Here is a 13850-nt window from a genome sequence, read left to right on the forward strand (position 1 = left end):
ATTACAAGCCGCCGTACGAGTCAGGTCATATTCATTGATCTGACTTTTTCTTTTGACAACCAAAACGCCTTGCGGCGTCCTTTGATGTGCGTGCTCGTGACGTTGGTGCATGGAGGGAGAGAATCGCTGTGGGCTCCAGCCGCTGTTAAAGATTTGTTCCATTGAATGGTGTAGATGAGGGGGTAGGAACAAATCTTTAAAGGCAGACGCTAACGCTCTTCCTCCCACAGCCATTCCCTCTTCTCAGCTGCAATCGTACGAACACCAAGCTGAACACCAAGCTCAAACGGATAGTCAGCAAGAGTTTTTCTCTTGGTTGGAAGAGACTTCCTAGCGGGCAAAGGCGCTGGGGATGAAGAGCATGCGCAGCCGAGAAGGATTTGCTACTTTAACGATGTTTTTCATCGTTAAAAGCACCTGGTCCTCTCCACATCCTTCTTTAACAATGAAAAACATCGTTAAAATTCCTTTTTTCCACCTAGTGAGGCCATCTGTCCTCTTTTAACGATTTAAAAACATCATTAACGTACGGATTGGCCTGGAACCCCTTCCTTTAACGATGAAAATCATCGTTAAATGTGCAAAGAACCCAGAAATCGCAACTAACACTACGATTTCTGGGTTCGAATGACTTTATTTTTTAGAAGCCTTCGTTTTTAGGTTCCAACACGAGCAGCAAATCGCCAGAATCAACGGATTCATCCGCCTTGACGACAACCTCAGTGACAGTTCCGGCAAATGGAGACTGAATAACCATTTCCATCTTCATGGCTTCGTTGACGAGGAGTGCATCCCCTTTTTGGACTTCATCCCCTTGTTTAACCATGATCTTCAGTACAGTACCCGGCATATTGGCGCCGATATGTCCCTTTTCATGCGGGTTAGCCTTCGCTTTGCGTTGGACAGTTACTTTGGCTGATGAATCTCTGACCATAATTTCCCGCGGCAGACCGTTCATCTCAAAGTAGATCGTACGCTGTCCGTCAGGCTGAATGTCCCCGATCATAACCAGCTTGATAATCAGCGTTTTCCCTTGCTCGATGCTAACCGCCGCTTCTTCTCCAACAGCCAGACCGTAGAAGAAGGTCGGTGTATCCAGCACGGAAAGATCGCCGAATTCCTCTACTTTCTTCATCATATCCTCATATACCTTAGGGTACATAATATAGGACAAGATATCGAAATCGGTAATTTCACGACTTAAATCTTTTTCCAATTTACCGCGCAATTCTTCCAAATCGATATGCGGAAGCAGCTCGCCCGGACGGCGCGTGAAATATTCGCGTTTTTTGACGATGATTTTCCGCAGATCCTCTGGGAAGCCACCTTGCGGTTGTCCTAAGTAACCTTGGAACATCTGGATGACCGATTCCGGGAAATCAAGCGTATCCCCCAGATTGAATACATCCTTTTCCGTCAAATTATTCTGCACCATGAACAAGGCCATGTCTCCAACTACCTTAGAAGAAGGCGTTACTTTGACAATGTCTCCGAACATTTGATTGACAGTGCTGTAAGCCTCCTTGACCTCTTCCCAACGGTTGCCGAGTCCTACAGACTTAGCCTGCTGCTGCAAGTTGCTGTACTGCCCGCCTGGCATTTCATGACGGTAAATTTCCGCGCTGCTTGCTTTCATACCCGACTCAAACGGGAAGTAATATTGACGCACATCTTCCCAGTAATCGGATAATTTCTGGAAGTCACGGTCATTCAACCCGGTAGCGCGCTCTTCATGCTCCACGGAGTAAATAAGCGAGTTCAAGCTAGGCTGAGACGTCAGGCCAGACATCGAACCGATCGCCGTGTCCACAATATCGACACCCGCTTCAACAGCTTTGAGCAGCAGAGCCGCTCCGTTTCCGCTCGTATCATGCGTATGGAGATGAATCGGAATGCCTACTTCTTCTTTAAGCGCCTTAATCAATTGGTAGCCGGCATACGGCTTCAGCAGTGAAGCCATATCTTTGATCGCCAAAATATGAGCGCCTGCTTTTTCCAATTCCTTGGCCATTTCAATATAATATTTCAGGTTGTATTTCGAACGATTCGGATCAAGAATGTCTCCGGTGTAGCAAATGGCCGCTTCGGCGACTTTCCCGGTTTCGCATACCGTTTCAATAGCTAACCGCATATTGTCGATACTGTTCAAGCTGTCGAAAATACGGAAAACATCGATTCCCGTATCCGCGGCGGTATGGATGAATTTCTTGATCACATTGTCCGGATAGGTCGCATAACCAACCGCATTCGCACCACGAAACAGCATTTGAAAAAGAATGTTCGGAATCTTTTGGCGCAGCTTGATCAATCTCTCCCACGGGTCTTCGTTTGAAAAACGCATGGACGTATCAAAGGTTGCTCCTCCCCACATTTCCAGAGAGAACAAATCATGTCCCATTTTTCCGGTTTCCTCGGCGATCTGCAGCAGATCGTAAGTACGCACACGTGTAGCCAGCAGTGATTGATGGGCATCACGGAAGGTGGTATCTGTCACGAGAACGCGTTTTTGATCCTGGATCCACTGTTGTAAGCCGGCAACGCCCTTTTCCTGCAAAATCTGTCTCGTCCCTGGGACGTATGGCTGTTTGACAGAAATTTTGGGAATCCGCACATCATCAAAAACAGGCTTCTTATCCAGCTTGGGAATGCCCGGGTGGCCGTTGACCATAGTGAGTCCAATATATTTTAAGATTTTCGTTCCACGATCCTGCTTTTGTACAAAATCGAACAGCTCTGGTTTCGTATCAATAAACGAGGTATCATAGGCCCCAGTTAAAAAGTCGGGATGCTGCACCACATTTTCCAGAAAAGGTATGTTCGTTTTTACGCCGCGGATCCGAAATTCACGGAGTGCACGCAGCATTTTTCTCGAAGCTTGCTCGAAATTGCCTGCATGTGTGGATAGCTTCACGAGCAGCGAATCGTAATAAGGGGTGATGTTAGCTCCAACCCCTGTGTTGCCTGTGTCGAGACGAACGCCGAATCCTCCGCCAGAGCGGTAAGCGACAATCCGTCCTGTATCGGGCACGAATCCGCGCTCCGGATCTTCAGTCGTTACCCGGCTTTGAATCGCAAAGCCATTAATTTTAACCGACTCTTGGGAAGGAATGCCAACTTCCGTATCAGACAATGCGTAACCTTGGGCAATTAAAATCTGCGATTGTACAATATCGATATTGGTAATCAGCTCAGTGATTGTATGCTCCACTTGAATACGCGGATTTACTTCGATGAAGTAGAAGCTTCCATCTTTCGTAACGAGAAACTCTACGGTTCCCGCATTAATATAACCAGTCTTGGTTGCAAGCTTTAACGCAGCATTACAAATTTCATTCCGCTGCTCCTCAGATAAGGTAAGACTTGGAGCGACTTCAACTACTTTCTGGTAACGGCGTTGGATCGAACAGTCGCGTTCAAATAAATGAACGGCATGGCCGTAGCTATCCGCAAGTACCTGAACCTCGATATGCTTCGGATTTTCCAGAAATCTCTCCAAGTAGACCGCTTCGTTGCCAAACGCAGATTTCGCCTCTGAACGAGCTCTTTCCAAGCTAGGCTGCAGCTCATCCGCTTGTTTAACAATTCTCATCCCGCGCCCGCCACCACCTGAAGCGGCTTTGATAATAACCGGGTATCCGTATTCCTTCGTGAACAGCATCGCTTCCTCAAGCGATTTGATTGGTTCCGGTGTTCCCGGTATGATCGGAATTTCAGCCTCAATCGCCATTTGACGGGCAATTACCTTATCCCCGAACATACGGATATGCTCCGATTTAGGCCCGATAAAGACGACGCCCTCTTCCTCGCAGCGTTTGGCAAATTCCTCGTTCTCCGCCAGGAAGCCATATCCGGGATGAATCGCATCCACATCATAACGCTTGGCTACTTCCAATATCTCTTCAATTCCCAAATAAGCTTCAATTGGGCCTTTTCCTTTGCCAATCAAATAGGCTTCGTCCGCTTTAAAGCGATGCAGTGACAAGTTGTCCTGCTCCGAATAAATAGCCACTGTTTGAATGTTCAATTCCGTACAAGCCCGAAAAACCCTGATCGCAATCTCACCACGGTTGGCTACCAGTATTTTTTTAAACGCTCTGATCTCTCTCATAGGAACTCCTCTGCCTTTATTTACTAACTAGGCGAATTTGCTTAAATTTTAAAATAGCGCATTCATCCGGAAATAACTGCCTGTCAATTAGCTTGTTGACCATGTCTAATTTACTTTTCATTGCCCTCGTAATCAGAGTCATTCGACAAACTTTTCCGAAAATACCGCACTTGTATAATAATAACACAAAACCTATATAGTGTGTCGTATTAATTCATCAGAACTTTTTTTCACATGAAAAAAAGTTTTTTCTCACTTGGAATGACGGCCCTGCGGCGTCCTTTGAGGTGCACGTTCGTGACTTGAGGTGCGTTACGGAGTGAAGGGATGTGGGGGCTCCAACCACTTTTCCACCAACACCCCTTCACTCTCTCGACTGCAAAGTGCAGAACAAGCCATTCTCAAACGGGCAGCTAGCAGACGTCTGGTTCCTGAGGCAAAGGGATAGTGACTATAATGAACATTTGGACTTCTTTACAGATGTCATGATTTTATGAATTTATCACTTCACCGCATTGCCGCTGCACTTATACAAATCACAAACTACAATCGCACGAACACCATGCTCAAACAGACTGCCAGCAAGGGATTTTCTCTTGGTTAGAGGAGAATTCCTAACGGGTACAGGCGCTGCGGATGAAGAACGCGCGCAGCTGAGAAGGACCTGATGCTTTTAATGATGTTCATCGTTAAAAGCATCAGGTCCGCTCCATATCCTTGCTTTAACGATGAAAAACATCGTCCCTTTTAACCACCCTGAGAGGCCATCTGTCCAATTTTAACGATGAAAATCATCGCTAACGTGACGGCTTGACCAGGAACACTTGCTTTAACGATGAAAATCATCGTTAAGTGGAGCACACGCTCATTTCGGCGGAGGTTAAGCTGCTCCCAGGCTGCTACTAACACTTATCTTACCCAGTTCCCTCTCAGCTGCAAAGTGCCGAACGTGTCACGCCCAAACAGACTGCTGGCAGAAGTTTATTGCTATCCTGAGGGAACGGGATCATGGGGATCAGTAACTTAAGAACAAAAAAGAATAAGGCAGCATCATCCGCCCTATTCTTCGATTGTATATTCTTATTGGAAGTTCTGGCTCTGGCTCCAGTCAGGACTAGTATTCTTCAGTTTAACAGCTTTAGCCTAGCAGCTGATCATCCATGAGACGCCAAATTTATCTTCCAGCTGCCCATACATGCCGCCCCAGAATACGGGTTCAAGCGGATGCAACACTTTGCCTCCTGCGGCAAGGTTATCGAACGCTTTCCGGCCCTCGTCCCCAGACTCAAACTCCAGATTCAGGCTGATACCGTTCCCACGCGTAAGGGTATCCAAGGCATCAGCCATGAAGAGGGTAATTCCTGCAGCCGTCAGACACAAGTGCATGACTTTGTCTTTGAACGCATCATTCGGCTCCGGAGCCTGTGCATGCGTCATGACGGAGTTGATCTCCCCCCCGAGCGCTTCAACGTAGAACTGCGCTTGAGCTCTGGAATCCTCCGAAAATAGAAAAGGTTTAATTGTTGCCATCCTCCATCATCCTTCCATCCATCCAATTATTTTATACTCGTCCCTATTATAGCATTTCTGAAGTGGTGGAGTTTCTTATGGATTGCTGTATTAGGGGACGAAAAATAATTTCATACTGGAAGTTCAGCCGCGACAGGATCAATTCATATCCAAATTCACTGACTCTCTTTAATTCCCCTTCGTTAGCTTCAGGCGGCCATTCACTTGTGAATGAAAGAACTCCAGTACCAGAGCTGCTCGTCGTCACATTTATCCGTGATTTATCCATGTATACGACAATTTCGCCATCCGGCGTTGGAACCGCTCCCTTGATCCAATCCAAGCCGCAGAGGTGAGGCTCTACCTGATAATGCTTGTAACCTGGTTTCAGCGGTTTCACACCCAAGACGTATTTGCCGGTCAGGTAAATCGGTGCTGCTCCCCAGGCATGACACAAGCTTTTGCGGAATTTATCGCCGTACATGTCATATTGAAGCTCGTCCGGCAAAGAAGGATCGTATTCTTCCCAGAACGTCGTTGCCCCGAGATCAAGCATGCCTCCCCAGTAATCACGGATTTCCTGAAGCACCCGCTCCTGCTCACCAATTTGGCACAGCGCCTCCAACTCGAAAAAACGCATAAACGGCGTACTGATTTTCTGAATCCCTTCATTTAACAGAACATGCTGCCTGACCATCTCCTGCTGCGCCAAATCCAGGTACCCGAAGCGCATGGCAAACATACTCGGATACTTCAGCATCTGCTGATTGAGCTCACCATCAAGCCTGCCATGAATCAAACCGCCCTGCTCTTCATCCCAGAACAGACTGAATATCGTTTGCCGGAGCTTCTCCGCAAGCTTCACAAACCGCTCTTCATCTTCCTTATCTCCCAGCTCCTTGGCAAAGCCCGCCATAGTCTCCATACTCCTGCAGAATAGAAGCTGCTCAAAACAAAGCTCGCCGCGCCGCTCCATAGGTGCCCAATCAACAAATACCCAATCGTCAGGGTAGCCTTCCATCATGCCATCGTCATTACAGCGTTTCAAACAAAAATTCATCAGCGACAACATCTTCGCGTAATTCGCTTCTATGAATGCGATGTCACCTGTGTAGAGGTAATATTCGGATAAGCTGATAAACCAATAGAAGGTATAGTCCATAATTGTATTCATATGAATTTCGACGGGTTCTTTTCCGCGCAGGGCGACCAAAGTTCGCTTCGTTACGTCTTGTTCGAAAAACACATAATTATTAATTAAAAAGCCCAGATTCGCGTCCCCGCTCCACACCCAACGATCCCGTTTCATGCCATCAAAAATAAATTCCCGCATATTCATGTGCAGCGTATGGGCAGATACATCCCATATCTGGTTGATTCGCTCATCCGAGCAGCTAAAGGATCCGTGCTTCTCCAAGGGAACATATTCATATTCATGAATCAGCTCCCTCCACGAAATGCCTTCATCCGCCCTAAGCTGAATATAACGAAATGCTCTGGTTACGGAGGTCGTATAATCCAGAGGCGTATCGCTTTCAATAGCCAACTCATCAAATGTTTCAGCTAATTCTCCAGCCATTGCTTCTTGCAGGGATTCACCGTAATATAGCCGGATAGTTCCTTTCCCGGCAGCTCCAAGAAACTTTATGTATCCGAATGTTTCACGGCCGAAATCAACGATTATTGCACCATTCACTGTGGAAATGGATGTCGGCCTCACAGTCTCGTAAGAAAAAGGAAATCCGGAGGGCGGACAGCAAATATCATGGAAATTCCATGATGCCGCTCTCACCCATTTGCCGTTATAAGCGCTCACTTCCCAAGTGTTGTCAGTGCAGGAATTCGCGCCGCCTGTCGCATAAACAGCCGGTATCGTCTGATCATTATATACCGTTACTGTCAGTTCATGCTTGCCTGCAGGAATCAGCAAGGAAGTGACCGGTCTCCTTTCGTAGGGAACCGGTGTCATGCTACCGTCCATATGCAGGACGTACGTGCCTTGAACCGATAAGGTCAACAGCTCGGGTTGTGCGAAATCAAAGGTTTTGCGAAATTTAACACTGGTATAAGCCGAATCCAGCCGCCATGACGGAGGACAGATGTAGCCCCTGAACTGCCTCAAAACAGATACTTTCTGGTGCAGCCAGATCTCATAATCGTCTGGATACCAAATCCATGTCGCCTGATTGTGATTCTTGTCCATATCCTTCCCACCCTCCAATTTCGTTGCCTTGTCCTTACGTTCTTGCTGCACGGTAGATGCTTTCCTTCGTTTATTGGACCGCTACAGAATAACGAGGTCCGAACTGACGACATTGCCTCTGTCATCTTCCAGGGTAAAGAAATATGCCGTCACCCCCGGAGGCAAGTGACTTGAGAATGCCCGGCGATTCGCATCATGCTTCGCCTCTTGCTCATGCCATAGTCGGTCCGGCCAAGAAGCTGTATCAGATGAATAGACAAAATTTACTCGCTTGATTTGACTGGAGCTGCTATAGCTTGCCCCTGCCTCATTATCTGCTATCCTTAGGGCTGTGATGGCCGCCAAGGGCGTCCCCCCTCTTGCCCGAGAGTCGGCATATGTGAAGAATTCCTGCGCTTCCCAAGGCACAGTATAACCGTGCTGCCAGCCATTAGCGAGCCTTAGTGTCCGCTCGCCCTTTGCTGCCTCATAGGTTTGCTGCCAATTATGCAAATAAAAACAATTGTCTTTCGTACCTGTGGCACGGAAAGTCGGAATGGTCGATTGGCCCATGTAAGACATGATTTCGAATTGCTCCTCCCATGCCTGAAGCCCACTTGCCCCCAGCTTCTCCAGCTCCGCCATCCAGCAGGAACCTGTGGCGAAGCTGCCTGCCGAATAAACTGACATGACATAAGCCAACCTCTGATCAAAGCTGGTAGCAATATCAGCCACATAACCGCCCCAGGAGATGCCCATCATTCCGATTGTCGTCTCATCCACCTCAGGCTGTGCCGCTATGACGGTCACGGCGAGAATCACATTGGAGACAGCATGATATTCCCACATATCCGTTAAGGGTACCTTGAAGATCTCGAAGACACCCTGGGCCGGCCCGCCATCAGCCATCCTCTCGCCATCAGGGCCATTGCCATACAGATCCATCGCAATCGCAACATATCCCCGCTCTGCCCATTGTCCGGCCCAATCAGCGAATGCTCTTCCCCCGCCGCCATGAAGGAGAACGATTGCTGGGGCTTTGCCAGCTATCCCCTTCGGAACCGCATAGTAAGCAAAAACTCGCGTCGGCTGTCCGCGATAGCACTCACCTGTGTAGTAAAGCTGCTTCAATGTATAACCTGGATAATCAACCTCTGCACCCCATTCTATAGCAGGGCTTTGCTGCAGCGCTTCCAGGTCCCATGGCCCGGTATACAATGGACCCTGGGAAGGTCGCTTATTGCCGTTTTGTTTCATACCAATCTACTCCCCTTCCATACCAATACAACCCCTAAGCACATTTTTTTCTTATCAAGAATAAGTTTCCAAGCCTCATCCGCTTGCTCTGCAGGAAATCGGTGTGTAATAAGAGGCTCCGTCTTCAGCCATCCTTCTTCAATTCCTTCCAAGGTCGCATCCATCCGCGCTTTATCCCATCCAGACGGACAATGAAGAGTTATCTCCTGCTCACGGAGCGACTGAATGTTAAGCACCCCAGTTTCCCCCAGGAATCCTGCGGAGATGAAATGGCTGTTGTACTTCATCATGGGCTGTATCTTACGGAAGGTAGCCATATCCCCTACAGTATCCACGACGATTTTAATTCCGTTATATGCTGACAACGCATCAGAAGCTGATTTCTTCTGCGTGTTGATGCCGTGAATCGTTTTAGGCAAATAGCCAAGGCGCTCATCATGGCGGCCAAGCACAGCAACCCGGGCGCCGCGATGCAGCAAAGTTTGCGCAGTCCACTGGCCAACCAGACCATCGCCGATCACCACAGCGAAGTCACCCGGCTGTATGGGGGCCCGAAATCCACAGTTATAGCCGACTTGTGTCAATACAAGCCCGGAGTACGTGATCGGATCGCATCCCTCGGGCAGCTTCCATACCTGACTCGCATGCGTAACAGCTAGACTGACATGACCGGCATAAGGAAATACCATGCCCATCACCATACTCAATGAGGTGAATACCCGTTCGCCCACAGCAAGTCCGTGTACATCTGCCCCAACCGCTTGAATCACACCTACCTTTTGGTATCCAGGCACATGTGGAAAAGGCGATGGATCTCCTTCTTTGTACATAACCTCTCCTGAAATTCGTTCCTTTCGCAGGAAGGAAGATTCCGTTCCAATGCTGATCCAAGAATATTCCACTTCTATCAACACTTGATCACTACCGAGCTCGGGAATCTCAATATCTTGAAAGCTCACTTGAAGCTTATCCGTAAATACAACAGCCTTTGCTTTCATACAATACCTCCTTTAGCATTCAAAGAGACAGGCGGCCAAGGTTTTCCCTGAGCCGCCGTTCCTCTTTGAACCTGTACCTGCTTGCTCCTATTCAATCGCAAACAGCCTGTTGCTCGCTGTCAAACTGATGGGGCCGGAATAATGATTGACTTTACATATTTCATTACCGTCCGCGACAATCGGCGTCGGCTGCTCCACGACAAAATCGGCAAAATGAGGAGCATTGAAAGCGACATAAGCCAGACGGATCGAATCCGCGGCGCGATCGTAATTTCTCGTAAGATCCGGCAAACAAACAGGGCCCGTATCGACTTGATATAAATTTTTCTCATTATGAATGTTCATCGTCTTTACCGGATATTCGATAATAGCCTTTAGTCCTAAGTCCGGATTGCTAATTTCCGTTTGTGCAACCAGCATCCATCCTTCATTTGTCGCGTTGCGAATCTCTTCGTTTGTGTTCAACAATCGGCAAACAGCAGGCTCCTTCAGTCTATACGTTTGCCCTCCCCACATATTCACAGCTTCCGGACAAAGCTTGTAAGTTCCAGTTAGATAGGCATGCCGTCTGAATACGATGCCGTACTCCGGCCCGAATACAGGTGTAAAATCATAGTTGTCCTCATAAAACAAGTTGTTCTCGGCAAATGTATCTTCACTTTTACAGGAACCGCATTGGTAATAATCTTCCGAACGTCCAGATTGCTCATCGATAAAGCGAGTGCGGGATTCCACCCAAAAACGTACCGAGTTTTCCGACCACTTGCCTGTAATAAATGATGAGTTGTATTGAATTGGTTGCATATATCGTCTACCTCTTTTCCATTGATTTCGGCAGACGGTCGAGATTTTTCTCAACCGCCGTCCCCTTAACGATTTATTCTTTGATTATCTCTGAGATATTTATTTTCCGTACCCTGGCACCGGCATTAACCCAATAGCCTAGCAGCACAGCTTCATCGGTAAAAAAGATCGCCGGATAACTACAATCGCCAGCCTCCTCCGTCTCCACCAGGAAATGGTCTCCCCACGTCTTTCCGTCGTCCTTGCTAATCGCTCCGATCAAAGGCGCGCGTCCACCGGCCATCAAGCCGTATGTGCTTCCCAGCCTGAACTGTTCCTTGGTTTGCCTGGTTTCATAGTCCGGCACTGGATTCCAAATCGCCAGTAAATGACCATAGTGAGGCATGCGTTTCATGGACAATGGCGAACATGGCGATGTAAATCGGGAAGGCTGCGGCGCTCCCCAGGTTTCCCCTCCGTCCATTGAAAACATTTCGTATTGACGGCCCAAATCGGTGCGGGCCCAGCTCCACAACACCCCATTGTTCAGTTCGATGATACCCGGCTCCTGCAGGCCGCTCCAGCAATTCGCCGATTCCAGGGTAGAAAAATTCTTTGCTTCCCGCCAGGTCAACCCATCATCATCTGACAAGAAAAAGTAAACGATAGCCCTGAAATCGAAAAATGACATAAATGCACTCGGATCCGAAATATCCCCTTTCATCCTGTGAAATGAGGCTGGGACAACGAGCCTTCCAGAAGACAGACGTACGACGCGGTCATTGTTTGTTACATAATAGCCTTGCCCGGGCACACAGCACACTGGGTCGCTCCATGTCTCTCCTTCGTCAGTTGACCTCCTGAGATGAAGACGTGTGTCGTGAAAGCCATAACGAAGCACATAGAACAGTCCAATGTCGCCATCCAGCATCCGAAGGAGTGAAACACTCATAATGTTTTGTAGAGTGCCATGATCTTCCGATCTGGCTAAGATCACATCCTCCGACCAAGTATTGCCTTTATCCGCGGAATAGCGGGCAGCAACGCACGCCTCTGCGTGATCATCGGTTGAATTCCCGGTATATCGGCTGTAGGCGAACATCAGTCTGCCATCCTTCATGTCGAGGAATGCTCCCTCGCTGTTGCGCGCGTTGTTCGGACCTGTACGCAAATCCAATACAACACTTCCTGCATGTTTGAGCAAATCTTTCAACTCCTTCAAATCGTTCAAATTGATATTAACTAATATTTACTAGATGTTAATACGATTTTCAACCCAATCCGTACCTAGCACGTCACCCGTACCATCCGTCAATCGCAACCAACTGAGTACATAATATAGACCGCTAATCAAGGTAAGATCCGAATTGTAAACGGTATCCCCCTTTTTCCATGTGCTGGCCGTAGTCGGCAGTAAATTTCTGACATAGACGCTGTTCACAACCACTTTCTCGTTGGCAGGATGACAAAACATGCTGCCGCTCATTCGGTTTTCATTCATGTAGACAACACCAGTCATGATGCTTACATATATAGAAGTGGTTACATCTGAGAGCAAGGTGTTGCTGGATATATTCACATTTTCACAGGCTTCCACGAAAATATCATATTTCTTCATCCCGGTAATACGGTTACCTTGGATAATCGTATTATCCTGATTCCATCCAAGACGAATTCCGATACATTCTGAGTTCGCCTCAACGCTGTAATGTGTTATATTGTTGTTCTCAATGCTGCAAAAGGCACTACTTCCAGGCACACTTAAATTAATAGCGGATATGGCTCCCAATGCATTCTCTAAAAGCAATGCGATGTAATTGTTCCTGATCGTTAGACCTCCATCCGCTTGAACGTACTGAATACCATACTTCAAGCAGGCGTCCAGGTCACAATCCGATATACTGCCATATAAGCAACTTCTCCAATTGACACCAATATCAAAACCATAGGTAAGCGTTTTGGTTATGATCAGATCCTCAGGCCTATGTATAGTCGTTCCGCCAGGATCATAATCAAAGCCCGCATCCACAGATATCGCCATTGAATCTCCGGTACCCGTAATCGTACCCGTTCCCCTTGTAATCTGGCAGCTGTCTATCACATTTTTCACACATTGTCCATGCACATTTATCCCCGCAAAAACATTATTGATGTAACATCCATATATCCTTGAATGCCATAAACTTCTCAAGCTCATTCCTGTACCATAAAAAGAAATATAAATATTGCTGAAGGTAATACCGGTAGTTCTATGCGCTGTATTTGCTGAGCCTGCTACTTTAATGGCTGCATAATCATCCGCTTGATCACCGAATATGGCGAATTTCTCTACAACGATAGGCGAAATAATGTTCGATATGGCAAATGACAGGCAATCGCAAGCTATCGCTCTAAGCTTGGATTCATATCCATTACCGCGTATAGAAGTTCCTTCCGGCACAATTATGGGTGATGTAAGGATAAAAGTGCCTTCGGGAATGAAAATGGTCCCATACTTCGCGGTATCAAAACAAGCTTGGACAGCTTGCGTATCATCAGTGACACCATCCCCTTTGGCTCCAAACCATTGAATATTCAATTCGCCCTCATAAATCCTTTTGAATCTTGCCCCGGAGACTGAAACAAGAACGGTTCCCGTATTATCCAGTGAAGTAGAATCTGTGGAATCGTAGTAAAAATGCCCTTCCTGTCCATGGTTGGTTACATAATAAATATCATCTGGCTGCGCATTGGTTTTTGCCCGCAGTTCAGCTATCGTTGCAAGCTGTACACAGCAATCACAGCCATTCAAATTCTTCTTCTTTTTCTTCTCCTCCTCCCCCTCCCCCTGGTTCCCGTACACCGCCTCTGTCACAGAAGGAGATGCAAACGCTGTGGACTGAAGCAACCCACCAGCAACCATCGCTGTACCTGCCATCCCCATAGAGACCAACAATTTTCTTCTACTCAGCAAACTTTTCTCATCATTTGGCATTATTAAATTCCTCCTTGGTATAAGTGATCAACCTCTTGG

General features: G+C 47.4%; 9 protein-coding genes. All 9 read right to left on the reverse strand.

Annotated elements, in window-relative coordinates:
- Positions 1 to 640: 640 nt before the first annotated feature.
- On the reverse strand, positions 641 to 4108 hold the full coding sequence (gene pyc, locus J2Z66_RS00310) for a pyruvate carboxylase (protein ID WP_209968394.1): 3468 nt from the start codon (positions 4106 to 4108) through the stop codon (positions 641 to 643).
- A 747-nt stretch (positions 4109 to 4855) separates the two neighbouring features.
- Positions 4856 to 5017, reverse strand: a complete 162-nt coding sequence (locus J2Z66_RS00315; RefSeq protein WP_209968397.1) for a hypothetical protein — start codon at positions 5015 to 5017, stop codon at positions 4856 to 4858.
- 234 nt (positions 5018 to 5251) lie between these two features.
- Positions 5252 to 5638, reverse strand: coding sequence for a VOC family protein (locus tag J2Z66_RS00320; protein ID WP_209968400.1), 387 nt, complete (start codon positions 5636 to 5638; stop codon positions 5252 to 5254).
- Positions 5639 to 5684: 46 nt separating this feature from the next.
- A complete protein-coding gene (locus J2Z66_RS00325) occupies positions 5685 to 7820 on the reverse strand; it encodes an alpha-L-rhamnosidase-related protein (RefSeq protein ID WP_209968403.1) in 2136 nt (711 codons plus the stop codon).
- A gap of 81 nt (positions 7821 to 7901) precedes the next feature.
- A complete protein-coding gene (locus J2Z66_RS00330; RefSeq protein WP_209968406.1) occupies positions 7902 to 9056 on the reverse strand; it encodes an alpha/beta hydrolase family protein in 1155 nt (384 codons plus the stop codon).
- Positions 9053 to 10054 (reverse strand): alcohol dehydrogenase catalytic domain-containing protein, encoded by a 1002-nt coding sequence (locus J2Z66_RS00335; RefSeq protein ID WP_209968409.1) that lies wholly within the window; start codon positions 10052 to 10054, stop codon positions 9053 to 9055. Before J2Z66_RS00335 ends, J2Z66_RS00330 begins: the two co-directional genes overlap by 4 nt.
- 87 nt (positions 10055 to 10141) lie before the next feature.
- Positions 10142 to 10858, reverse strand: a complete 717-nt coding sequence (locus J2Z66_RS00340; RefSeq protein ID WP_209968412.1) for a hypothetical protein — start codon at positions 10856 to 10858, stop codon at positions 10142 to 10144.
- Between the two features lie 73 nt (positions 10859 to 10931).
- Entirely contained in the window at positions 10932 to 12041 is a 1110-nt protein-coding gene (locus tag J2Z66_RS00345; protein ID WP_209968413.1) for a sialidase family protein, read from the reverse strand.
- A gap of 48 nt (positions 12042 to 12089) precedes the next feature.
- Positions 12090 to 13811, reverse strand: coding sequence for a putative phage tail protein (locus tag J2Z66_RS00350; RefSeq protein WP_209968416.1), 1722 nt, complete (start codon positions 13809 to 13811; stop codon positions 12090 to 12092).
- Positions 13812 to 13850 lie beyond the last annotated feature (39 nt).

Source organism: Paenibacillus eucommiae, assembly GCF_017874215.1.
Lineage (GTDB): Bacteria > Bacillota > Bacilli > Paenibacillales > NBRC-103111 > Paenibacillus_AI > Paenibacillus_AI eucommiae.